Source organism: Flavobacterium fragile (assembly GCF_023634865.1).
GTDB lineage: Bacteria > Bacteroidota > Bacteroidia > Flavobacteriales > Flavobacteriaceae > Flavobacterium > Flavobacterium fragile.
Map to the genome: position 1 here is coordinate 168,892 of NZ_JAMLJN010000004.1, position 21,299 is coordinate 190,190.

At 31.3% G+C, this 21,299-nt stretch carries 27 protein-coding genes; 15 read left to right on the forward strand and 12 right to left on the reverse strand.

From position 1 onward, the window contains the following. Nucleotides 1-55: 55 nt before the first annotated feature. Nucleotides 56-994 carry a LysR substrate-binding domain-containing protein gene (locus NAT47_RS06570; RefSeq protein ID WP_250581546.1) on the forward strand — a complete coding sequence of 313 codons (939 nt, stop codon included), beginning with the start codon at nt 56-58 and terminating at the stop codon, nt 992-994. 34 nt (nt 995-1,028) lie between these two features. On the opposite strand, the gene NAT47_RS06575 is transcribed toward NAT47_RS06570, so the two are convergent. From NAT47_RS06575 to NAT47_RS06590, 4 genes are all read right to left on the reverse strand, one after another. Beyond that, the gene (locus tag NAT47_RS06575; RefSeq protein ID WP_250581547.1) at nt 1,029-1,223 is read right to left on the reverse strand and encodes a hypothetical protein; all 195 of its coding nucleotides are present in this window, start codon (nt 1,221-1,223) and stop codon (nt 1,029-1,031) included. 131 nt (nt 1,224-1,354) lie between these two features. Beyond that, on the reverse strand, nt 1,355-2,020 hold the full coding sequence (gene mnmD, locus NAT47_RS06580) for a tRNA (5-methylaminomethyl-2-thiouridine)(34)-methyltransferase MnmD (RefSeq protein ID WP_250581548.1): 666 nt from the start codon (nt 2,018-2,020) through the stop codon (nt 1,355-1,357). A gap of 38 nt (nt 2,021-2,058) precedes the next feature. Continuing rightward, a complete protein-coding gene (locus NAT47_RS06585; RefSeq protein ID WP_250581549.1) occupies nt 2,059-2,523 on the reverse strand; it encodes a hypothetical protein in 465 nt (154 codons plus the stop codon). 3 nt (nt 2,524-2,526) lie between these two features. Beyond that, nucleotides 2,527-3,027: a DUF4920 domain-containing protein gene (locus NAT47_RS06590; protein WP_250581550.1), complete on the reverse strand. Its 501-nt coding sequence runs from the start codon at nt 3,025-3,027 to the stop codon at nt 2,527-2,529. Between the two features lie 261 nt (nt 3,028-3,288). Here NAT47_RS06590 and NAT47_RS06595 point away from each other — a divergent pair, with 261 nt between their 5' ends. After that, nucleotides 3,289-4,356, forward strand: a complete 1,068-nt coding sequence (locus tag NAT47_RS06595) for a branched-chain amino acid aminotransferase (protein WP_250581551.1) — start codon at nt 3,289-3,291, stop codon at nt 4,354-4,356. Between the two features lie 52 nt (nt 4,357-4,408). On the opposite strand, the gene NAT47_RS06600 is transcribed toward NAT47_RS06595, so the two are convergent. Further along, on the reverse strand, nt 4,409-4,792 hold the full coding sequence (locus tag NAT47_RS06600; protein WP_250581552.1) for a nucleoside triphosphate pyrophosphohydrolase family protein: 384 nt from the start codon (nt 4,790-4,792) through the stop codon (nt 4,409-4,411). A 298-nt stretch (nt 4,793-5,090) separates the two neighbouring features. Between NAT47_RS06600 and NAT47_RS06610 the strand changes: the two genes are divergently transcribed. Further along, a complete protein-coding gene (locus NAT47_RS06610; protein WP_250581554.1) occupies nt 5,091-6,107 on the forward strand; it encodes a GyrI-like domain-containing protein in 1,017 nt (338 codons plus the stop codon). A 35-nt stretch (nt 6,108-6,142) separates the two neighbouring features. Here NAT47_RS06610 and NAT47_RS06615 read toward each other — a convergent pair whose 3' ends face one another. The 3 genes from NAT47_RS06615 to NAT47_RS06625 are packed head-to-tail and all read right to left on the reverse strand — an operon-like array spanning nt 6,143 to nt 8,114. After that, nucleotides 6,143-6,865: a tRNA threonylcarbamoyladenosine dehydratase gene (locus tag NAT47_RS06615; RefSeq protein WP_250581555.1), complete on the reverse strand. Its 723-nt coding sequence runs from the start codon at nt 6,863-6,865 to the stop codon at nt 6,143-6,145. Nucleotides 6,866-6,877: 12 nt separating this feature from the next. After that, the gene (locus NAT47_RS06620) at nt 6,878-7,531 is read right to left on the reverse strand and encodes a TatD family hydrolase (RefSeq protein ID WP_250581556.1); all 654 of its coding nucleotides are present in this window, start codon (nt 7,529-7,531) and stop codon (nt 6,878-6,880) included. Further along, nucleotides 7,524-8,114 (reverse strand): DUF1684 domain-containing protein, encoded by a 591-nt coding sequence (locus NAT47_RS06625; RefSeq protein WP_250581557.1) that lies wholly within the window; start codon nt 8,112-8,114, stop codon nt 7,524-7,526. Before NAT47_RS06625 ends, NAT47_RS06620 begins: the two co-directional genes overlap by 8 nt. An 84-nt stretch (nt 8,115-8,198) precedes the next feature. Here NAT47_RS06625 and NAT47_RS06630 point away from each other — a divergent pair, with 84 nt between their 5' ends. The 4 genes from NAT47_RS06630 to NAT47_RS06645 all read left to right on the forward strand — a co-directional run bounded on the left by NAT47_RS06630 (nt 8,199) and on the right by NAT47_RS06645 (nt 12,098). Then, a complete protein-coding gene (locus tag NAT47_RS06630) occupies nt 8,199-9,425 on the forward strand; it encodes an MDR family MFS transporter (RefSeq protein ID WP_250581558.1) in 1,227 nt (408 codons plus the stop codon). A gap of 85 nt (nt 9,426-9,510) precedes the next feature. Continuing rightward, nucleotides 9,511-9,870: a BlaI/MecI/CopY family transcriptional regulator gene (locus NAT47_RS06635; protein ID WP_250581559.1), complete on the forward strand. Its 360-nt coding sequence runs from the start codon at nt 9,511-9,513 to the stop codon at nt 9,868-9,870. Between the two features lies 1 nt (nt 9,871). Beyond that, entirely contained in the window at nt 9,872-11,896 is a 2,025-nt protein-coding gene (locus NAT47_RS06640; protein ID WP_250581560.1) for a M56 family metallopeptidase, read from the forward strand. Nucleotides 11,897-11,957: 61 nt separating this feature from the next. Beyond that, nucleotides 11,958-12,098 carry an SsrA-binding protein gene (locus tag NAT47_RS06645; RefSeq protein ID WP_250581561.1) on the forward strand — a complete coding sequence of 47 codons (141 nt, stop codon included), beginning with the start codon at nt 11,958-11,960 and terminating at the stop codon, nt 12,096-12,098. A 75-nt stretch (nt 12,099-12,173) separates the two neighbouring features. Here the strand turns inward: NAT47_RS06645 and NAT47_RS06650 are convergent, their stop codons facing one another. The 3 genes from NAT47_RS06650 to NAT47_RS06660 all read right to left on the reverse strand — a co-directional run bounded on the left by NAT47_RS06650 (nt 12,174) and on the right by NAT47_RS06660 (nt 13,712). Beyond that, the gene (locus tag NAT47_RS06650; protein ID WP_250581562.1) at nt 12,174-12,584 is read right to left on the reverse strand and encodes a hypothetical protein; all 411 of its coding nucleotides are present in this window, start codon (nt 12,582-12,584) and stop codon (nt 12,174-12,176) included. A gap of 18 nt (nt 12,585-12,602) precedes the next feature. Next, the gene (locus NAT47_RS06655; RefSeq protein WP_317236581.1) at nt 12,603-12,878 is read right to left on the reverse strand and encodes a hypothetical protein; all 276 of its coding nucleotides are present in this window, start codon (nt 12,876-12,878) and stop codon (nt 12,603-12,605) included. Between the two features lie 171 nt (nt 12,879-13,049). Continuing rightward, nucleotides 13,050-13,712: an OmpW/AlkL family protein gene (locus NAT47_RS06660; RefSeq protein ID WP_250581564.1), complete on the reverse strand. Its 663-nt coding sequence runs from the start codon at nt 13,710-13,712 to the stop codon at nt 13,050-13,052. A 138-nt stretch (nt 13,713-13,850) separates the two neighbouring features. On the opposite strand from NAT47_RS06660, the gene smpB reads away from it, so the two are divergent. Next, a complete protein-coding gene (gene smpB, locus NAT47_RS06665; RefSeq protein ID WP_250581565.1) occupies nt 13,851-14,303 on the forward strand; it encodes an SsrA-binding protein SmpB in 453 nt (150 codons plus the stop codon). Nucleotides 14,304-14,313: 10 nt separating this feature from the next. Continuing rightward, a complete protein-coding gene (locus tag NAT47_RS06670; RefSeq protein WP_250581566.1) occupies nt 14,314-14,676 on the forward strand; it encodes a helix-turn-helix domain-containing protein in 363 nt (120 codons plus the stop codon). Here NAT47_RS06670 and NAT47_RS06675 read toward each other — a convergent pair whose 3' ends face one another. Then, nucleotides 14,677-15,318 (reverse strand): protein-L-isoaspartate(D-aspartate) O-methyltransferase, encoded by a 642-nt coding sequence (locus tag NAT47_RS06675; protein ID WP_250581567.1) that lies wholly within the window; start codon nt 15,316-15,318, stop codon nt 14,677-14,679. It abuts the gene before it with no gap. 143 nt (nt 15,319-15,461) lie between these two features. Here NAT47_RS06675 and NAT47_RS06680 point away from each other — a divergent pair, with 143 nt between their 5' ends. The 6 genes from NAT47_RS06680 (at nt 15,462) to NAT47_RS06705 (ending at nt 21,295) form a co-directional block, all read left to right on the forward strand. Further along, nucleotides 15,462-16,427 (forward strand): Gfo/Idh/MocA family protein, encoded by a 966-nt coding sequence (locus NAT47_RS06680; RefSeq protein WP_250581568.1) that lies wholly within the window; start codon nt 15,462-15,464, stop codon nt 16,425-16,427. Between the two features lie 48 nt (nt 16,428-16,475). Further along, nucleotides 16,476-17,366: a 3-hydroxyacyl-CoA dehydrogenase family protein gene (locus tag NAT47_RS06685; RefSeq protein ID WP_250581569.1), complete on the forward strand. Its 891-nt coding sequence runs from the start codon at nt 16,476-16,478 to the stop codon at nt 17,364-17,366. A 63-nt stretch (nt 17,367-17,429) separates the two neighbouring features. Next, the gene (locus NAT47_RS06690; RefSeq protein WP_250581570.1) at nt 17,430-18,650 is read left to right on the forward strand and encodes a DUF1015 domain-containing protein; all 1,221 of its coding nucleotides are present in this window, start codon (nt 17,430-17,432) and stop codon (nt 18,648-18,650) included. A gap of 78 nt (nt 18,651-18,728) precedes the next feature. Then, complete coding sequence (locus NAT47_RS06695; protein ID WP_250581571.1) at nt 18,729-19,193, forward strand: hypothetical protein; 465 nt, start codon at nt 18,729-18,731, stop codon at nt 19,191-19,193. Beyond that, entirely contained in the window at nt 19,193-19,879 is a 687-nt protein-coding gene (locus NAT47_RS06700; RefSeq protein ID WP_250581572.1) for a YggS family pyridoxal phosphate-dependent enzyme, read from the forward strand. The genes NAT47_RS06695 and NAT47_RS06700 overlap by 1 nt, the downstream gene beginning before the upstream one ends. Nucleotides 19,880-19,933: 54 nt before the next feature. Then, the gene (locus NAT47_RS06705; RefSeq protein WP_250581573.1) at nt 19,934-21,295 is read left to right on the forward strand and encodes an exonuclease domain-containing protein; all 1,362 of its coding nucleotides are present in this window, start codon (nt 19,934-19,936) and stop codon (nt 21,293-21,295) included. Nucleotides 21,296-21,299 lie beyond the last annotated feature (4 nt).

The following is a 21,299-nucleotide window of genomic DNA, read 5'->3' on the forward strand; positions in this document are numbered from 1 at the left end:
CTTTAAGCTATAAATTTAATTGATAGTTTTTATATTTGTATCAAATTATCTAATAATGACAATTACTCAACTTTATTACGTACTAGCAGTTGCCGAACACAAAAATTTTACTTTAGCAGCTGAAAAATGTTTTGTTACTCAACCCACTTTAAGTATGCAAATACAAAAATTAGAAGATGAACTTGACATCTTGATTTTTGATAGAAGCAAAAAACCGATATTACTAACTGAGGTTGGAGAAAAAATTGTAAATCAAGCAAAAAATATAGTAAATGAAGCTGGACGTATAAAAGATATTGTAGATCAACAGAAAGGCTACATTGGTGGAGAATTTAAAGTGGGTATCATACCGACAATAATGCCTACTTTATTGCCGATGTTTTTAAATAATTTTATCAAAAAATATCCTAAAGTTAATCTCATTATTGAAGAACAAACTACTGAAGAAATAATAAAGAAATTAAAGAATGGTCATTTGGATTGTGCGATTGCAGCAACCCCACTTGAAGAGGATAATTTAAAAGAAATTGTTCTTTACTACGAGCCTTTTGTAGCCTATGTTCCTTCCAATCATGCATCTATTGACAAAAAAGAAATCGAAATTTCAGATTTAGATTTAGACAAAATACTGCTACTTCAAGATGGTCATTGCTTCAGAAATGGAATATTAAATTTATGTAAAAACAATAAATTCATTGCAGATAGTCATTTTCAACTTGAAAGTGGAAGCTTTGAAACATTAATTAAATTGGCCGACGAAGGATTGGGTACTACATTACTTCCCTATTTACATACTTTAGACATGAACGATAAAAGTAAAACTAAATTAAAATCATTTAAAGATCCAAAGCCAGCTAGAGAAGTTAGTTTAATTTATCCAAAAAACGAATTAAAAATTCATATCATAAATGCGCTTCGTGATACCATATCTGGAGTTGTTCGAGGAGCTATAGCTTTCAGTGATGTAGAAATTATAAGTCCAAAATCTAAATAAAAAAAGTCCCGATAATAATATCGGGACTTGTATTTTAATTAATGTAGATTAAACATTGTCTTAATTCAGGCTTTTCTTTTGTAAACTGTAAAAGCCATTCTCTTAATTGATCTATTTCATAAGGCAATAAAGTTCTAACGGCTTTCTCTAATTCTTTACAAAATAATTTGGGGTCAAAACTAACACGTTCCAAAATTGACTTGGTGTAAGAAAACATTGGTCTGGGCATAACTCTTTTAGTTAAATGATTAGACTTGTGGGTAAGAACATATTGTAAAATTAATCAAAAATGGCATTAAAAAAAATTAATTGCATAAAAAAAATGCTAAAATTTTACTAAAATATTATTTTCCAGAAGGATTATATACTCTTTGTTCCTCGTAACATTTCTCTTTTACCTGGAGCTCCAGGTAATTTTTCAACTGAAAATCCGGCACTTAACATCGCTTTTTTAATAGGTGTACGACAAGCATAGGTAACCAATACACCATTAGGTAAAAGCGCTTTATACATTTTCTTAAATATAGTTTCACTCCATAATTCTGGCTGTAGTTGAAAACCAAATGCGTCAAAATAAATCAAATCAAATTTTTCTTTATCACCTATATCTTGAAAAAACTGTTTTCTCTTGGTAAGTGTAAAATCTTTAGCAATATTTTGTTCGATTTCCCATTCACTAGAATGCATAATTCCAAAAATGTTTTGATATTCAAAAACTCCTAATTCAGAAACATAATTTAATTGCTCTATCTCTTCAATAGATACCGGATACGCCTCTACTCCTACATAGTTTACTGTTTTTTTATTCCATGTTTCCAAAAAAGTTATAAAAGCATTCAATCCCGTTCCAAAACCTATTTCTAAAATCGAAATTGATTTGTGATTTTGAAATAAATCCAGTCCATTTTTAATGAAAACATGTTTTGCCTCTTGTATGGCTCCATGAGTAGAATGATAATTCTCATCCCAATCTGGAATTCGAATTGTGGTTGAACCATCATTAGTAACTATAATCTCTCTTTTCATATCATAAAAAAAAGGGTTTTAATAAACCCTTCCTATATTTATTTAATGTATAATTTTTTTATCCTAGGTATTGGTCCACTACATTTCACTTGATGACATTGTATACAGGCATCCACACCCTTATTAAAATGTTCCTTAACGTTTTTAGGATCTTTATAAATCATTTCCTGTGCTTGAATAAATTTTTGAGCTTGCTCATCAAAAAAAGCATCTTTATCATGCTCGTCTGTCATAACAGCTTTGTGAATCTTGACGAAATGCTGAGGGAACTTACCAACAGTATCACCATTTATAATTCTGTCTTTTAAACGTTGATTATCTACATACATTTGCTCCATTAAAGCTGCCATTTCTGACATTTCGTACATTTCAAATTCTTCATTTTCAGAAGAATCAACAGATTCCTCCACAAGATTTTCATTCGTGTTTTCTATTTGTTTATCTTTCTGACAAGATTGAAATCCAAGAATAACAAGTAAAAAAGCTACTTTAATTAATTTCATAAATTACTTTTTAATGTAAACACCAGTAGCTGTAAAAGAATAAGTTACTTCTGGTTTTTTAATTTTTGCAATTTCTTCTTTTGATTTTCCACCATCTTTAGCATAATGCTTTAATTCATCAACAGTTACGATATCAACAAAAGCATATCCGTTAACAATAACTTCATTACCGTCAGCATTTAAAGGAACGAAAAAACCGTAATCTTTAAATTTAACAAATGATGACTCACCTTTTCCTAAATCTAATTTCATCCAACATCCTTTTTTCTTGCAAACTGAATTAATAGTAGTCTTAAATTGAACCGGAATAGAATCTCCTTTTTTCAAATTTTTATATTTTTTCAACATAGCATCTTTTGAAAGAACTTTGTTAGGAGTAAATTTCTCTCCAAATGACGCATATCCAGGAAGATTATTAACCGTTGATTTATTAGGTTTTTGGGCTTCAACTTGAAAAGTTAATAAAATAGCTAAAATAGCTAAAATGAATTTAATTTTTTTCATGATTATAAAGATTACGCAACAAAAATAACCATTTTTTTAATTTTCTACCATAACTACATGTTTTTAAAATGATGTATTATCAAAATTAAATATAATTTCGAAGAAAAATATTCATCACAACTAATTGGTGACCTGATAATATTTTTTCTACTAACCCAAATAAAAACTTCTTTTTTTTAGTAAATTTGCAACCAAAATGTATGATTCATCTCTTTTTTTATAGAATATACAAAAATTAAACAACATAACTGTTTGAACCTAATGGAATTAAAAACTTTAAACGATATCGAAATTATTTCGGTTCCTGAATCAAAAATTAATCAAATCGATTTTGAAAACTTAACTTTTGGAAATGTATTTACTGACCACATGTTAGTTTGTGATTATACAGATGGAAAGTGGCAAAAGCCTGTTATTGAACCTTATGCGCCTTTTATGATTGATCCGTCTTCTAAAGTTTTTCATTACGGTCAAGCTATATTTGAAGGAATGAAAGCATATAAAGATCAAAACGATGATGTTTGGTTATTTAGACCTGATGAAAACTTTCATCGTTTCAATAAAAGTGCAACAAGAATGGCAATGCCGGAAGTTCCTGAAGATGTATTTTTAGGAGGCTTACACCGTTTATTAGAAATCGAAAAAGAATGGGTAAAAAAAGGAAAAGGGAATAGCTTATACATACGTCCTTTCATGATAGCTACTGGTCATGGGGTAATTGCCGCTCCTTCTCAAGAATATAGATTCATGATCATTTTGTCGCCTGCAAGAGCTTACTATTCAGGTGAAGTAAAAGTTATTATTGCAGATTATTACAGTAGAGCCGCAAACGGTGGAATTGGTGCTGCCAAAGCTGCTGGAAACTATTCTGCTCAGTTCTATCCAACAAAATTAGCTAACGATCAAGGTTTCCAACAAATTATTTGGACTGACGACGCTACACATACCAAGCTAGAGGAAGCTGGAACTATGAACGTTTTCTTCAGAATTGATGATACTTTATACACGGCTCCTACAAGTGAAAGAATTTTAGATGGTGTAACTCGTAAAAGTGTTATCGAATTAGCAAAAAGAGAAAATATTAGAGTTGAAGTTAGACCAATTTTAGTGGATGAAATTGTAGAAGCTGCTAAAAACGGCACTCTAAAAGAAATTTTTGGAGCAGGAACTGCTGCTGTAATTAATCCAATTGTCGGATTTTCATTCCAAGACCACTATTACGAATTACCTAAATTAGAAAATTCAATGGCGCTTGAAATCAAAGAAAAATTAACTAATATTCAATATAAATTAGCAGAAGACACTTTCGGGTGGACTGTTAAAATATAAGAAGTTAGAAATATTTAAAAAAGGCGATTTCAAAATTGAAATCGCCTTTTTTTTATTTTAAAATATCCAAAAAATTAGGCTTGAAGTAATTGGGACCTTTCATAACTTTTCCGTCTTCACGGTAAATAGGTTTACCATCTTCGCCCAATTTACTCATATTAGAACGTTGAATTTCATCAAAAACTTCTTCAATTTTATGTTGTAAGCCGTGTTCTAAAATTGTTCCACATAAAATATACAACATATCACCTAAAGCATCGGCTACTTCAACAATATCATTATTTTGAACTGCTTCTAAATATTCCTCATTTTCCTCTTTCATTAAATTGAAACGAAGTTCGTTTTTTAAAGCTCCTAAATCGGCTATTATTTCTTCACTCACCCCTAAACCATAGGTTTCGTGAAATAACTTTACTGCTTTTAATTGTTTTTGCATAATTAGATGTGTAATTTTCAATAAAAATAGAAAAAATGATATTATATAATTCTTACTTTTGTGAAAATTTTCAATATGTTTTCAACAGGCCAAATGTACTTTGCTATTTTCTTTGTTATAACATTTATAACAACAATGATAATTGTATATCGAAAAGATTTAAAACAAATGAAACCGTTCTATAAAGGAACATATTGGGTATTTTTAGGTTTTTTAGGCTTCATTGGCTTACTATTTTTGATAAAAGTTTTGATGAAAGATTAAATTACTTACTTTTGAAAAAACACAACGCCCTAAAATGAGAATTTTAAAATACATATTACTTCTTTTACTTCTTTTTAGTGTAGCCTTTATGGTCTTTGTTGCTACTCAAAAAGGAGATTATAAAATCACACGTTCAAAAGAAATTAAAGTTTCCAAGGATATTGTTTTTTCCTTTGTTTCAGATTCTACCTCGTTCCAAGATTGGTCGCCATGGAAATCTAACGCAACTCTGAAAAATTTAACATTAACCTCTAATGACAGTTTATCGCAACTTATAAATATTTCAGGGATTGCAAATAAATCTTCAATGCGTTTTCAAAAAACTAAAGATGGAGTCTTGGTTACTTGGGAAATAAAAGGGAGTTTAAATTTTAAACTTAAATTCTTAAGCGTAGTACAAGGAGGGGTTGGAAGCGTTTTAGGTAAAGAATTAAATAATGGCCTTCAAAATATTGATAACTACTTGATTAAAGAGCTTACATCATATGAAATAAAAGTAAATGGTGCTGTAACAAAACACATGACCAATTATATCCAGCAAATAGATACTTGTAACACGGAAGACTTTCATAAAGTTTCTAAAAAAATGTTGCAAAACATGATGCAATTTGTAAAAAAGAATGAAATTGTCATTTTAGGATTACCATTTATAACATACGAAAACATAAATCTTAATAAAAAAGAAATTGTTTTTGCTATGTGTGTTCCTGTAGAAGAGGAAATTTTAACCACTCCTGGAAGTGAGATTTCTGGTGGACATTTTGATGAATTCTTAGCCGTTAAAACAACTTTAGTAGGTGATTATTCACATCGTAAAGAGGCTTGGAGTAAAGCACGTGCATTTGCTAAAAAAAATAAACTAAAAGAAGAACCTTCATTAGGAAAATTCATCGAAATCTATAAAGTTAGCTTACCGAATGAGCGTAAACCATCTAAGTGGGTCACAGAACTTTATCTTCCTGTAAGGAGAATAGAATACGCTCCCAAATCAAAAACAGACACATCAAATGAAGTTACATCAACTTCTACTGAAGTAACTTCAAAACAATAAAACAAAAAAATCCCGATTTTCATCGGGATTCTTTTTTATTTATTTTTTCCTATTAAATGCTTAACAACTGTTTCTGCAGCATGCAAACCAAATAAAGCGGGCATCCAACTATTCGTTCCATAAAACGACTTTTTAAAATTAGAACCATCTGTCATTTTTACACTATCATAATCGGGTCTTTCAAAAGAATAAACCACTTTAACCCCGCTAGAAATTCCTTCCATCTTTAAGCGCTTTCTTACTTGCTTTGCCAACGGACAATAATCGGTTTTGCTGATGTCTTTTACACGCACTTTTTCGGCTTCAAACTTACCTCCTGCTCCCATATTACTTATTACTTTGACTTTTTTGCGTTTACAAGCCACAATCAAATTGATTTTTGGTGTTAAGCTATCGATACAATCTAAAACATAATCAAAATCTGGTGTTACCAATTCAAAAGCGCGTTCTGGTGATAAAAACTCTTCAATACGAGTTAATCTTAAATCGGGATTAATATCCATCAATCGATCCCCTACAATTTTTACTTTTGGTTGCCCAACTGTACTATGCAAAGCAGGCAATTGACGATTAATATTGGTAATATCCACAACATCTCCATCTACAATTGTCATTTTCCCTACACCAGCACGAGCTAAAAATTCAGCAGCAAAACTCCCTACTCCACCTAATCCAACTACCAAAACATTGGCGTTTTCTAATCGTTGAATACCTTCTTCTTTAAATAATAACACTGCTCTTTCTTTCCACTTAGCCATTTTTTTTATTTATTATTTGTAGTTAAAAATTGTTGAGAAATTATTAAAAACAATTGATTTCATTTCTTCTAAAGAAATTTCTTTTATTGAAGCCGCTTTGTCATACACTTGATAAATGGATTCTTCAATCGTATCCGTTTCTAATAAAATTTGATTTTTGGGTGCAAAAGTAAACACTTTTTCTAAATCTGGATTACGAAGTAAGTATTTTCCAAACGAAAGATAAAATCCATTTTTCAGTAGTGTTTGCGCAACTTGTTCATTTTTTGAAAATCCGTGAATAATCATCGGGTTCTCAATTTTCATTTCTTTCTTGATAGCAATCACCTCGTCATAAGCCGCAACACAATGTAAAATAATTGGTTTATTAGTCTGCTTTACGATTTCCAATTGTTTCTTAAAAACTGAAATTTGTAAGTCTAATGGAATTTCAATTCGTTTATCTAATCCGCATTCTCCTAATGCTAAACATTCATCTAATTGAAGTTTTTGTTTAATAATTTTCAAATCAGCTTCCAAACGATTTTTATCGATATACCAAGGATGAATCCCAATAGAATAGTTTGGAATTGAAGTATCAAATTCCCACGGATATTGATTAACGATTTCCATCACGTCTGGAAGATTTGAAAATTTGTGCGTGTGTAGGTTAATGAATTTAGTCATGAAATTTCTTTACTCCTGCTAATATTTCGACATCCAAATCATTTTCTAAAGGCACAATCGGACACGAATATTCATAATTATAGGCACAATACGGATTGTAAGCTTTGTTGAAGTCAATAGTCCAAGTTTTCCCCTTTTGTACTTTCATATCTACGTATCTCCCACCAATGTAGCTTTCTTTTCCGCAAGTTAAATCGGAAAAAGGTAGAAACAAATAGTCTTCATAACCCAATTTTTTTGATAAATCTAGGTTCTTGTAAACATTTAATTTTAAGTTTTTACCTTCGATAGTAAAATGAAGTTCACCATATTTCACATACAATGGCGTTCTAGAAGTTGTGGTTTTCATTCTAAAAGCTTTCTCCTTTTTAGTTCGGATAAAAGTAGCTTCTACAATATATTTTTCATTCAAAGGAAAGAAATCTAAACCTTTAAAAGATTTGAAATCTTCTTTCATTAAAGGACTTTTCAATGAATCCGCAAAACTTTGATTCAGTTCCGCTTGAAATTTTTCAGCATAAGTCAAGTCTTTTTGTGCAAACGCAAAAGCCGAACAGAATAGGAAAATCAAAAGTTTTTTCATAGAATTCATTTTTTACAAAAATATATAATTTCTATAACATTTTATTGCGTATCGCTTTCGTAATTTTGCAACAGAAACAAAGTCATGTTAAAACGCGCTTTCCATAAATATATCGATAATTTCAGAGGCTTTTCTCGCGAAATTTGGATTCTTACCTTAATAACTTTCATCAATCGTGCCGGAACTATGGTGCTTCCTTTCTTGTCAAAATACTTGAAAGAAGATTTACATTTTTCGTACAGCCAAGTCGGATGGATTATGGTGAGTTTTGGTTGTGGTTCCATTTTAGGATCTTGGTTAGGCGGAAAATTATCAGATAAAATCGGGTTTTACAAAATCATGATTTTCAGTTTATTAACTAGTGGATTTGCTTTTTTTGGTTTACAATTTATAACGAGCTTCGAAGGTTTAATAATCGCCATGTTTTTAATCATGACCGTTGCCGACATGTTTCGTCCCGCCATGTTTGTATCTTTAGGAGCTTACGCCAAACCCGAAAATAGAACGCGCGCTTTAACGTTAGTGCGATTAGCCATTAATTTAGGTTTTGCAGCAGGTCCAGCACTTGGAGGCTTGTTAATTATGAGTGTTGGCTATAAAGGATTGTTCTGGGTAGATGGTGCCAGTTGTATTTTGGCGATATTAATTTTTTGGATTAAAGTCAAAGAAAAGAAAAAATCAAAATACACAGATAAGGAACATCCTGGCGAAGTGTTAACCCATTCGGTTTTTAAAGACACCCCTTTTTGGATTTTCTTAACGGGAACTTTAATTACAGGAATTTTATTTTTCCAATTGTTTACAACTATTCCTTTATATCACAAAGAACAATTCAACTTAAGTGAATTTCAAACTGGATTGTTATTGACATTAAATGGTGTTTTGGTCTTCTTACTAGAAATGCCAATCGTGAGTTATATCGAAAAACATAAAATCAACAAACTAAAAGTCATTACGTATGGTTGTTTGGCAATGGCGATAAGTATTTATTTGCTATTAGTAAACAATTGGGCTGGCATTTTAATTATCATGATGATTTTCATGACATTTGCTGAAATGTTCGCTTTTCCATTTTCGAATTCTTTTGCCATGAGTCGCGCTCCTAAAGGTCACGAAGGTCGTTACATGGCCATTTTTACGATGAGTTATAGTTTGGCTCATATTTTAAGTGCCAAAACAGGAATGGAAATTATTTCTTTATTCAGTTATCAAACCAACTGGTTTTTTATGGGAACTCTTGGTGTTATTGGTGTTTTACTTTTCATTTGGACCAAAAAAATAGTAGCAAAAGAACCTCCAAGAAATCTTTAAAACTAAAAATTTAGTTAAATAACTATAAAAACAGTTGTGAAACTAAAAATATAGTTATAGATTTGATTTATCAAAACGATAAGTCATGCAAAAACTAACCAACAAAGAAGAAGAAATCATGCATATTTTATGGAAGCTTAAAAAAGCTTTTGTAAAAGATATCATGGAAGAAATCACTGATGATAAACCTCATTACAACACGCTTTCTACTATTGTTCGTAATTTAGAGGAAAAAGGATATGTAAGTCATAATGCTTACGGAAAAACGCATCAGTACTTTCCTATCGTTAAATTGGAAGATTACCGAAAAACCTTCATGAATACCGCTATTGAAAATTATTTCAATAGTTCGTACAAAAATTTAGTTTCCTTTTTTGCTGAAGAAGAAAAGATTTCGGCAGATGAACTTCGTGAAATTTTAGCATTAATCGAAAAAAAGAAATAGCATGGAAAATCTACTGCTCTATTTTGTAAAAGCAAACGGACTCATCATTCTGTTTTATTTGATGTACGTTTTATTTCTCCGAAAAGAAACCTTTTTTACCACCAATCGTTGGTATTTGATTAGCGGTTTGGTATTGTCTTTGATTTTACCTTTGATTACGTTTACAAAAACGATTTGGATGGAACCAACACCAATTCCAGTGGTATATGAAGAGGTATTTTATGCTAATAACAATGCGTTTGAATCTCCTATTCAGGAAACAACTTTAGATTGGACTTTAATTTTAACTACAGTTTATACAGTAATTTCAATCTTACTATTGATGAAAATTACTTTTGAATTGGCATCCTTTTTTAATAGAATCCGTAAAAATGAAAAGCAAAAAGAAACCAATTATATCTTAATTCATTCTGATACAACGGAAAATCCATTTTCGTTTTTTCATTACATTGTGATTAATCCGAATCGATTCTCTAAAGAAGAATTCCAACATATTTTAACGCACGAAAGCATTCATGTGAAGCAAAAACATTCCATTGATGTATTGCTTTCAAAACTGTTTTGTGCTTTCTTTTGGGCAAACCCAATCGTTTGGTTGTATCGAAAAGCGATGTTACAAAACTTAGAATTTATTGCCGATAACGAAACTTTTCAGCAAATCGAAAACAAATACAAATATCAAAGAACCTTATTAAAAGTAGTGACTCATCAACACGACTTAAGTATTACAAATCAATTTTATCAATCATTAATCAAAAAACGAATCGTTATGTTACACACAAATCAATCCCACAAAAGAAATGCTTGGAAGTACGGAATTATTCTTCCGCTATTAGTAGGTTTCATCTTATTATTCCAAATTGAAACAGTGGCGCAAGTAAAAGAAAATTCAAAAGTAACAGCTTATGCTGTTGAAGTGGATTATTCTCATATTGTTACCTCTAAAACTTCAGATACTGAAATTAAAGAAATTGAAAATGCATTTAAAGGTGATGAGTTCACTTTAAAAATCAGCAATTTAAAACGTAATAAAGAAGGAGAAATCATCGAAATTAAATTAGAATTTTCCTCTAAAAAGAATTCTAAATCTAAAAATATAAAAATTGTAAAAGGTGACAAACCAATTCAACCAATTAAAATTTTCATAAAAGAGGACAAGAATGAAGAAAAAAGTGTTGGATTTGAAGAAGTTTCAAATTTAGTTACTGGAAAATATATTTCTTTAGATGAATCAATTGAAGCCGATTCAAATTCCGAAGGCTATACAATTGATAATATGGTTAAAAATGGAAAAAAAGTAAAAATGATTATCAACGGAAAACTACAATCAGAAAATGACAAAATTAAAATTCCATTAGATCAAGAATTAGATGTTTTAAAAGAACTAGATGAAAAAGAATTAAAATCAAAATACAACATTGATAAAAAAGAAGGCGAAATTTATTATGAATTATTGACTAAAAAAGAAGAAGACAAAATCGCTAATACTAGTTGGGGAATAAGTTATCAAGCAGGTCCACCAAGTACTGAAAAATTTATTGAAGATTTAGCTAAAGACCAAAATATAGATCTTTCAAAATCAAAAATAATATTTAATGGGGTTGAATATAAACAATCAGAATTAAACAATATTGATTATAAAGATTTAAAAAAAATAAACATAACCATTAATAAAAGTCAGAATAAAACTGAAAATGATATCATTATTTTAGAAACTAAGAATGAAAATTTAAAACCATTTGAATTCAAAAAGATTAGTAGCGATAAACCAAAACCAAGAGTTATAACCATAAAAAATGGTGATGATGTTGTTGTTTTTGATGGTGACAAAATTAAGTTCCCAGGCTATCCTACGCACTATTTAAAACAACTGAAATTAGAATTAAAAGGTAAAATTCTGGAAGACAATATTGATTTCTTTAAAAATTATGAGTTTGAAAAAATTAAAGACCTAATCATTATTGAAGATGAAATGTCACCAAAAGAAAAGAAAAGAATAAAAAAAATAATTATTGAAACCAAATAACAAAAAAATCCCAAGTCAATCGGGATTTTTTATTTTTATATCTTTGTCAAAAATTTAAAAGATGTTCAAACTATTAGCCAAGCTAAACAAAGCGCTTTTACCGAGTTTCACTAAACAAGGATTAGATCCTATTAAAGCAAAAAAATGGCAAAAGGCAATTATTGCTTATCGCTACTGGGTTACGGTTAATTCTTTGAACTAAATAAATTCAAATTATATTTTCTTAATTCATAATTCAATCTTTGGTTTTGAAAATTTTTTTGAACACCATTAATTTCTAATCTTCTTTATCCTCGTTATAAGCTTTCTTAACTTTCTTTTCTGAAGTTTTCACTTTAGCTTCAGCTTTGTTGCTTTCAGATTTTGCTTTTCCTTCAGCAGATTTTACTTGTCCTCTTTCAGAAGCACTATTAGATTTCACTTCTTTTTTTGTTTTAGCTACTTTTTCGTCTGACTCTTTTTTTGCTTTTAAAACATCTTCTTTAGCTTCTTTATTTTTTTTCTTGTTTTCTTTTTTTTCAGATTCAGATTTTGCTTTTATCTCTTTTTTTCTATCTTCAAACTTTTTCTTGTTTTTTTCAAGTTGTTCTTCCTTAGCTTTTTTTGCTTCTTTAGTTTCCTTTGGTTCTTGAGCTAATGCTCCTAAACTTAACATTAACGATAATCCAAAAAGTGCGATTTTTTTCATTTTAATCTATATAAATTATTAAACAATTTTGTGAATTCTTTTAACTGGTATAACTACTCCTTGTTTTAAAATTACTCGTTCATCTGTTACGCCCCATATGGTTGTTTCTACCATCTTTTTTGAAGCATCATCTTCAAAATAAATTTTAATTTTAACGTGCTCTAAATTCCCCAATGAAAGAGCTCTATCTAAATCATTCTTACGACTCAAAATAGCATCTTTATCTTCTAGTACTTCAACTTTAGGAAAATTTAAATTGGGTATTAATTCTTTGTCTATTAATTCAAAATCCATATACATATTTCAATTAGTTAGGTTAATTCCATAAAATTATAAAAAAAACATCATAAAGTGTATTTTAGTAAGTTTATTTTAAGTTAAAATTCTTATAATTTTGAATCAAAATATATGCCAAAAAAAAGAGGCTTAATAGCCTCTTTTCTCTTAAAACCAACCAATAAACTGTTAAAACTTCATTCCAACACCTACTCCAAGTAACCAAGGATTGATATCTACATCAGCGGGAACAATTAAACCAGGCGCTAAATTAGAAGCATCAACTGTAACATCTGTATTTAAAAATAATCTTTTTGCATCTACGTTAATGAAAAATTTATCATCCAACATTAAGTCAAAACCTAATTGAGCAGCAAATCCGAAAGCATTATCATATTTAACATCTGCAACTGCACCTGATTTTACATTGTAGAAAAATGTATAATTTACACCAGCTCCTACATAAGGTTTAAAAACTTTACTATCTGATGTGTAAAAATGATACTGACCAGTTAATGTTGGAGGTAATAACCAAACACTTCCTAAGTCAACATTTCCAGCTACTGTATTAACAGCTTCTACATTATGTTTTGTAGTCCCAAGGATTAATTCAGCTGCAAAATTTTTGGTAAAGAAATAAGTGAAGTCTAACTCTGGAACAATGGTATTAGAAATATTAACATCACCTCCAATTACACCAATTGTAGCGCTTTCATCAGGAGCTACACCAAGTGCTCTAACACGAACTTGCCATTTTTTAAAATCATTTGATTTTTCTTCTTTATCTTGTGCATTTACAAAATTTACTGTCATCAAAGACATAGCCATTAAAGCAAAAACTATTTTTTTCATTTTGTTTAGTTTAAAATTATAAGTCAAAGATATAGGGAGTAAAAAACATAAAAACTGATATAAATCATTGTTTAAAAATTATTAATCGCTAATTATCATTTTAAAATGCTATAATTTTGATTTACATTTGTAGTCGCTATGCAAAAAACAGTTAACATACTTAACAAAAGAGCTAAATTCGATTACGAAATTTTAGACAGATATACCGCTGGAATCGTTTTAACCGGAACCGAAATCAAATCGATTCGTCTCGGAAAAGCTTCTATTGCTGAAAGTTTTTGCGAATTTCATGACGGTGAATTATTCGTAATTAACTCCCATATTGAAGAATATTTATATGGAACGCATTACAATCACAAAGCTAAAAGTGAACGTAAATTGCTATTGAACAAACGCGAACTTAAAAAGTTAAATAAAGATTCGGATAACAAAGGTTTGACGATTGTACCGCTTCGTTTGTTTACCAATGAAAAAGGATTGGCTAAATTAGACATTGCCTTATGCAGAGGTAAGAAAAACTATGACAAACGCGAATCATTAAAAGAACAAGATACTAAGCGCGATTTAGATCGAATTAAGAAAAGTTTCTAATCATTATTTCATGAAGGAAATTTTAAAGCAAGCCCGAATAGATAAAGAACTTTCAACTCGAAAATTAGCCGAAATCGCGAAAATCGATCAAGCCTTAATCAGTAAGTTTGAAAACGGATTTCGTATTCCAACCAAAAAACAAATTCAAGCCCTTGCCCAAATTTTAGAAATTGATTTGAAACCATTACTAGTCGCTTGGTATAAAGTAAAACTAGACCATAACTTCGATTTGAATCCTTTTGCCATTCAAGCTATTACCGAAATTCTTCAAGAAAAAGGCATTGAAGTCGGCAATTCCTCGAAAGAAAAAGAAATTACTTCCATTTTAGACGAATTGGAAATTTTAAAACAAAAATTAACGAATCTTCGCTAATTAGTTTTTATTTTCTAAAAGTGGTACAAAACGGAAATCTCCAAATTCATGTTTTTCAAATTGCGTTTCGTTTTTACGAATCAACAATGTCATGATTTGCTCTTTTTCGCCGACAGGAATCACTAACCTACCTCCTATTTTTAATTGCGCCATCAAAGGTTGTGGAATAAACGGAGCTCCGGCAGTCACAATAATTCCATCAAAAGGAGCAAAATTTGGAAGTCCTTTATACCCATCTCCAAAGGTTAAATGCTTGGGTCTAATATTTAGTTTTGGTAATAAAACAGTTGTAGATTTAAAGAGTTCATTCTGACGTTCTACCGAATACACTTTAGCACCCATAGCACACAAAACTGCAGTTTGATACCCACTTCCGGTACCAATTTCTAATATTTTATGATCTTTTTGTACTTCTAACAATTGTGATTGAAATGCAACTGTATAAGGTTGGGAAATGGTTTGCCCAGCTCCAATAGGAAATGCTTTGTCTTGATAAGCAAAATCTTCAAAACTAGAATTCAAAAAGAGATGACGCGGAACTTTACTAATAGCCGCCAACACATTTTTGTCGGTAATTCCTTTTTCTTCCAATTGCTTTACCAACTGATTTCGAAGTCCTTGATGTTTATTAGTATCTTTCAATTTGGGTACCATTTTAGTTGGGTAAAAATAGCTTTAAAATCTCAAAAAACAAATCGAAATACGAAGTAACTTTTTAATAAACTTTCGGAATTTAAACTTTTGCACTTTCAACTAAAATCGTACTTTTGATAAAATTATTTTTTATGCTAAAAGTTGGAGTTTTAGGTGCCGGTCACTTAGGAAAAATACATTTGCGATTATTAAATCAATCTGAAAAATACGAATTAGTAGGCTTTTATGACGCTTTTGAAGAAAACGCCAACAAAGTAGCAGCTGAATTTGGCTATAAAAAATTCGATTCTATTGCCGACTTAATCGCTGCAGTTGATGTAGTAGATATCGTAACACCTACGATGCAACATTTTGAATGTGCCAAACAAGTTATCGAAGCTGGAAAGCACATTTTCATCGAGAAACCAATTTCAAATACTGTTGCCGAAGCAGAAGAAATCATCACTTTAGCAAAAAAACACAACGTAAAAGGTCAAGTTGGACACGTGGAAAGATTCAATCCAGCATTTACTGCCGTGAAAGATAAAATCAACAATCCAATGTTTATTGAAACCCATCGTTTGGCGGAATTCAATCCTCGTGGAACTGATGTTCCAGTGGTTTTGGATTTGATGATTCACGATATTGATGCCATTTTGAGCGTTGTAAAATCGAAAGTAAAATCAGTTAATGCAAGTGGTGTTGCTGTAATTTCAGATTCACCGGATATTTCAAATGCACGAATTGAGTTCGAAAACGGTTGTGTAGCCAACATTACTTCGAGCAGAATTTCAATGAAAAACATGCGTAAATCGCGTTTCTTCCAAAAAGACGCTTACATTTCAGTAGATTATTTAGATAAAGTGTGCGAAGTGGTTCGCATGAAAGACGCACCCGAAGTTCCAGGTGATTTCGATATGATTTTACAAAATGCTGAAGGTGTTAAAAAACAAATCTATTTTGATAATCCGCAAGTGGATGCTAACAACGCGATTTTGGACGAATTAGAAACCTTCGCGGATGCTATCAACAATAATACCACTCCAATCGTAACTTTAGAAGATGGTACTGAGGCTTTAAGAGTAGCCCATATGATTATTCAATCAATGGAGAAATAAGCAACAAAAACTAACTTGAAACTTTAAACTTGAAACCAAAATAATATAATGAACACAATCGCAGTAATCGGAGCAGGAACTATGGGTAACGGAATTGCTCATACGTTCGCGCAAAGCGGATTCACCGTAAAATTAATCGATATTTCAGAAAAATCATTAGAAAAAGGAATGGCAACTATCGCTGCTAACCTTGACCGTATGGTAGCAAAAGGAAGTATCACCGAAGAAGACAAACACAAAACAATCGGAAATATTATCACGTATACTGACGTTAAAGACGGCGTTGTAGGTTGTGATTTAGTAGTGGAAGCCGCTACAGAAAACGTACAATTGAAATTCAATATTTTTAAACAATTAAGCGAAGTTTGTGATCATAACGTAATTTTAGCTACGAATACTTCTTCGATTTCAATTACACAAATCGCAGCTAACGTAGTGCATCCAGAACGTGTAATCGGAATGCACTTTATGAATCCGGTGCCGATTATGAAATTGGTTGAAATTATCCGTGGTTATAATACTTCAGATGAAGTAACTAAAATCATCATGGATTTATCAGTGAAATTAGGAAAAGTTCCAACAGAAGTTAACGATTATCCAGGTTTCGTAGCTAACCGAATTTTAATGCCTATGATTAACGAAGCTATCGAAACGTTATACAACGGTGTTGGTGGTGTTTACGAAATTGATACGGTAATGAAATTAGGAATGGCACACCCAATGGGACCATTACAATTAGCTGACTTCATCGGATTAGACGTTTGTTTATCTATCTTAAACGTAATGTACGACGGATTCAAAAATCCAAAATATGCTCCATGTCCTTTATTAGTAAACATGGTAATGGCAGGGAAATTAGGAGTAAAATCAGGAGAAGGTTTCTACGATTACTCAGAAAGCAAAAAAGCAGAGAAAGTTTCGAAACAATTTACAAAGTAATCAGTCGCAGTTTCCAGTCGCAGTTAATCTGAATACTGCGACTGAGACTGTAAACTAAACAAAATGGCCAAAATAAAACCTTTCAAAGCAGTACGACCAGCGCAAGATAAAGTGGCATTGGTAACCTGTAGAACGTATGACGATTATAGTTCGGCTGAGCTTGCTGCTTGGTTGGATTTCAATCCCTATTCGTTTTTGCATGTGATTCATCCTGCTTATGCTAATGCACAAAAAGTGTCATTAGAAAAGCGTTTTAAAGCCGTTGCCAATAAATATCAAGATTTTAAACACGACCAAATTCTGATTGAAGAAGAACATCCTGTTTTTTATTTGTACGAAATCCAGTCAAAAGGACAAACTTTTACGGGAATTATTGCGGGAACTTCGGTGAAAGATTACCAAAATAACGTTATCAAAAAGCACGAAGACACCTTGCAATACCGAGTGGAATTGTTCAAAGATTATTTGCATCAAACCAATTTTAATACGGAACCAGTTTTGATTACGTATCCCGATAGTGTGGAAATCAATACGTTTATTGCGTTAAGAAAAAAGAGTAAACCTGTTTACGAATATTCGACAACCAATAAAGAAAAACACACGCTTTGGAAAATTGATACGCAATCAGAAATCGATTGGTTGCAAGAACATTTCGAAAACATTCCAAATTTATACATAGCCGATGGACACCATCGTTCGGCTTCGGCGGAATTGTTGTTCAAGCAAGACAAACATTTGGGCAACGAAAATATAAATTATTTCATGAGTTTCTTAATTGCCGAAAGCAACGTAAAAATCTACGAATTCAACCGATTAATTCGCGATTTGAATGGATTATCGAAAGATACTTTCATTAAAAAATTATCAGAACATTTCGTTATCATAGCAAAAGACCAAGAAATTTGGAAACCTCAAAATAAGTTTGAATTTGGGATGTACTTAGACGGAAGTTTTTATGCGTTGTTCTACAAAAAAGAAAATCACCAACAAGCTTCTATTTTAGACAATTTAGACGCCCAAATTTTATACGACAAAGTCCTTTTCCCATTATTAGGAATCGAAGATTTAAGAAACGACGAACGTATCGATTACATTCCGGGAAAGCAATCGATATCCGTTATAAAAGATTTAATCGACGAAGGTGAATTTGAAGTGGGCTTCATGCTCTACCCTTCCGATATTAACGAAATCAAAGCATTAGCTGATAACAACTTAATCATGCCTCCTAAATCAACGTATATCGAACCGAAGTTTAGAAGTGGTTTGGTGGTGTATGAGTTGTAGGTTTTTTAGAAAAAAGAAGCAAGAGAAAAGAAAAAAGACACAACTTTGTCATTTCGACAGAGGAGAAATCACATAAAAATGAAAAAAATAATATTCTTTTTATTGTTTGTTAACTTTTGTTTTTCGCAAGAGAAAGAATTAACTATTCATAAAATTGACAGTATTGCTAAAACTTCAAAAAACAAAATTCAATCGAGTGGAGTTATAAAAAAAAACAAAAAAACAATTGGAGGTTTCAATAGTACAGAGATTTTTTCTAATGATAAATTAGTTTATTCAACATATGAAGAAAATTCTAGTGATAAAGAGACGAAATTAAATTATTTCTTCGAATTCTATTTTTCTAATGATAACCCAATCTTAATAAATATTTACATTGTAAAAACGGATATAAAAACTAAAATTGAAGAAAGATTTGAAACTAATTTGAATGAAAATAAAATTCATTCTTTCAAAGAAATTGAAAATCCATTTTCAATAAAACTTAGAAACAAACTAAATTCTTTATTAATTGATTATCTAAACAATAAAAAGACTGAATAATGTCAATCTCAAAAAACCTGAATAACATAAAATCGGAACTTCCCAAAAACGTTACCTTAGTTGCGGTTTCAAAAACCAAACCTGTAGCAGATTTAATGGAAGCGTATGATGCTGGCCAACGTATTTTTGGAGAAAACAAAATTCAAGAAATGACCGATAAATGGGAAGTCATGCCAAAAGACATCGAATGGCACATGATTGGTCACGTGCAAACCAATAAAGTCAAATACATGGCGCCTTATGTAAGTTTGATTCACGGTGTAGATAGTTTGAAATTATTGCAAGAAATCAACAAACAAGCTGCCAAGAACAATCGTGTGATTGATTGTTTGCTTCAGGTTTATATTGCGGAAGAAGAAAGTAAATTTGGTTTAGACGAACAAGAATTAGACGAGATGCTGAAACAAGTTCAGCATGACAAGGATAATTTTAAAAATATAAGAATCGTAGGTTTAATGGGAATGGCTACGTTTACCGAAAACCAAAACCAAATCGAAAAAGAATTCAAACATTTGAAGACGATTTTTGATAATCTTATTACACGTACAGACGCGATTAATCGCGTCTCTACAGAAAACATCGATATGAAAATATTATCCATGGGAATGTCGGGCGATTATCAACTTGCAATTTCATGCGGAAGTACGATGGTTCGAATTGGAAGTAGTATCTTTGGCAGCAGATAAGAGAAATTTGAATAAAAAAAACTAATCACTATTCACTAATTACTAATCACTTTTTTGTACGCAATCATCGACATAGAAACCACTGGAGGGCAATACAATGAAGAAGGTATTACCGAAATAGCCATTTATAAATTTGATGGCCACGAAGTAATCGATCAATTCATTAGCCTTGTAAATCCTGAAAAACCGATACAACCCTTTGTTGTTAAGTTAACTGGGATTAATAACGCTATGCTTAGAAGTGCTCCTAAATTCTATGAAGTAGCCAAAAGAATTATCGAAATTACAGAAGGTTGTGTTATTGTGGCTCACAATGCTTCTTTCGATTACCGTATTTTGAAAACCGAGTTTCGACGTTTAGGTTACGATTTCAAAAAACAAACCCTTTGTACGGTAGAATTGGCTAAAAAGTTAATTCCGGGACAAGAATCGTATAGTTTAGGGAAATTGGTGCGTTCGCTTGGAATTCCAATGGCAGATAGACATCGTGCAAGTGGTGATGCTTTGGCTACGGTAAAGTTATTCAAAATGTTATTGGTGAAAGACATTGAAAAAGAGATTGTAAAAAGTTTCATTAAAACCGAAATCAAATCGGGAATGTCGCCGAAATTGTTAGATATTGTGGAGAATTTACCTTCCAAAACAGGAATTTATTACATTCACAATGAAAAAGGCGATTTGATTTACATCGGAAAAAGTAAAAACATCAAAAAACGTGTCAACCAACATTTCACAGGTACTTCAAGCAAGAGTAAAAAAATACAACGCGATGTTTATACCGTAACTTTTGAAGAAACTGGAAGTGAATTAATTGCTCTTTTAAAAGAAAGCGAAGAAATAAAAATCAACAAACCGATTTATAACAGAGCCCAACGCAAAAGTATTTTCCAATATGCCTTATATCAACATAAAAACGAACAAGGTTACATTTCTTTAACCGTTGAAAAAGCTGATGGAAGAAAGAAAGAAATCACCTCTTTTACATCACTTCAGGAAGGAAAAAATGCGCTTTTCAAGATAACCGAGAAATACAATTTGTGTCAGAAAATCAATGGCTTGTATGATACTCAAAACGGATGTTTTCAATACAAAATCAAAGAATGTAATGGTGCTTGTGTGGGCGAAGAACTTCCAGAAAGTTACAACGAACGTGTGTTGGAATTCATAGAAGAAAATTCGTTTGAAAACAACAACATGGTAATTCTCGACCGAGGAAGAACTTATGACGAAAGAACCGCTGTGTTAATTGAAAATGGCATTTACAAAGGCTACTGTTTTTATGATTTGAATTACCAAGTGAATAACATTGAAATTTTGAAAAACATCATCATTCCGATGCAACACAATCGCGATACCAAAACAATTATTCAATCCTATTTGCGCAAACATAAGGTTCATAAAATAATTCAATTTTAATTGT

What these genes read in the sequence shown, in the direction of transcription:
- NAT47_RS06570 (WP_250581546.1), top strand. Translation starts at nt 56, where the DNA reads ATGACAATTACTCAACTTTATTACGTACTAGCAGTTGCCGAACACAAA.
- NAT47_RS06575 (WP_250581547.1), bottom strand. Translation starts at nt 1,223, where the DNA reads ATGCCCAGACCAATGTTTTCTTACACCAAGTCAATTTTGGAACGTGTT.
- mnmD (WP_250581548.1), bottom strand. Translation starts at nt 2,020, where the DNA reads ATGAAAAGAGAGATTATAGTTACTAATGATGGTTCAACCACAATTCGA.
- NAT47_RS06585 (WP_250581549.1), bottom strand. Translation starts at nt 2,523, where the DNA reads ATGAAATTAATTAAAGTAGCTTTTTTACTTGTTATTCTTGGATTTCAA.
- NAT47_RS06590 (WP_250581550.1), bottom strand. Translation starts at nt 3,027, where the DNA reads ATGAAAAAAATTAAATTCATTTTAGCTATTTTAGCTATTTTATTAACT.
- NAT47_RS06595 (WP_250581551.1), top strand. Translation starts at nt 3,289, where the DNA reads ATGGAATTAAAAACTTTAAACGATATCGAAATTATTTCGGTTCCTGAA.
- NAT47_RS06600 (WP_250581552.1), bottom strand. Translation starts at nt 4,792, where the DNA reads ATGCAAAAACAATTAAAAGCAGTAAAGTTATTTCACGAAACCTATGGT.
- NAT47_RS06610 (WP_250581554.1), top strand. Translation starts at nt 5,091, where the DNA reads ATGAGAATTTTAAAATACATATTACTTCTTTTACTTCTTTTTAGTGTA.
- NAT47_RS06615 (WP_250581555.1), bottom strand. Translation starts at nt 6,865, where the DNA reads ATGGCTAAGTGGAAAGAAAGAGCAGTGTTATTATTTAAAGAAGAAGGT.
- NAT47_RS06620 (WP_250581556.1), bottom strand. Translation starts at nt 7,531, where the DNA reads ATGACTAAATTCATTAACCTACACACGCACAAATTTTCAAATCTTCCA.
- NAT47_RS06625 (WP_250581557.1), bottom strand. Translation starts at nt 8,114, where the DNA reads ATGAAAAAACTTTTGATTTTCCTATTCTGTTCGGCTTTTGCGTTTGCA.
- NAT47_RS06630 (WP_250581558.1), top strand. Translation starts at nt 8,199, where the DNA reads ATGTTAAAACGCGCTTTCCATAAATATATCGATAATTTCAGAGGCTTT.
- NAT47_RS06635 (WP_250581559.1), top strand. Translation starts at nt 9,511, where the DNA reads ATGCAAAAACTAACCAACAAAGAAGAAGAAATCATGCATATTTTATGG.
- NAT47_RS06640 (WP_250581560.1), top strand. Translation starts at nt 9,872, where the DNA reads ATGGAAAATCTACTGCTCTATTTTGTAAAAGCAAACGGACTCATCATT.
- NAT47_RS06645 (WP_250581561.1), top strand. Translation starts at nt 11,958, where the DNA reads ATGTTCAAACTATTAGCCAAGCTAAACAAAGCGCTTTTACCGAGTTTC.
- NAT47_RS06650 (WP_250581562.1), bottom strand. Translation starts at nt 12,584, where the DNA reads ATGAAAAAAATCGCACTTTTTGGATTATCGTTAATGTTAAGTTTAGGA.
- NAT47_RS06655 (WP_317236581.1), bottom strand. Translation starts at nt 12,878, where the DNA reads ATGGATTTTGAATTAATAGACAAAGAATTAATACCCAATTTAAATTTT.
- NAT47_RS06660 (WP_250581564.1), bottom strand. Translation starts at nt 13,712, where the DNA reads ATGAAAAAAATAGTTTTTGCTTTAATGGCTATGTCTTTGATGACAGTA.
- smpB (WP_250581565.1), top strand. Translation starts at nt 13,851, where the DNA reads ATGCAAAAAACAGTTAACATACTTAACAAAAGAGCTAAATTCGATTAC.
- NAT47_RS06670 (WP_250581566.1), top strand. Translation starts at nt 14,314, where the DNA reads ATGAAGGAAATTTTAAAGCAAGCCCGAATAGATAAAGAACTTTCAACT.
- NAT47_RS06680 (WP_250581568.1), top strand. Translation starts at nt 15,462, where the DNA reads ATGCTAAAAGTTGGAGTTTTAGGTGCCGGTCACTTAGGAAAAATACAT.
- NAT47_RS06685 (WP_250581569.1), top strand. Translation starts at nt 16,476, where the DNA reads ATGAACACAATCGCAGTAATCGGAGCAGGAACTATGGGTAACGGAATT.
- NAT47_RS06690 (WP_250581570.1), top strand. Translation starts at nt 17,430, where the DNA reads ATGGCCAAAATAAAACCTTTCAAAGCAGTACGACCAGCGCAAGATAAA.
- NAT47_RS06695 (WP_250581571.1), top strand. Translation starts at nt 18,729, where the DNA reads ATGAAAAAAATAATATTCTTTTTATTGTTTGTTAACTTTTGTTTTTCG.
- NAT47_RS06700 (WP_250581572.1), top strand. Translation starts at nt 19,193, where the DNA reads ATGTCAATCTCAAAAAACCTGAATAACATAAAATCGGAACTTCCCAAA.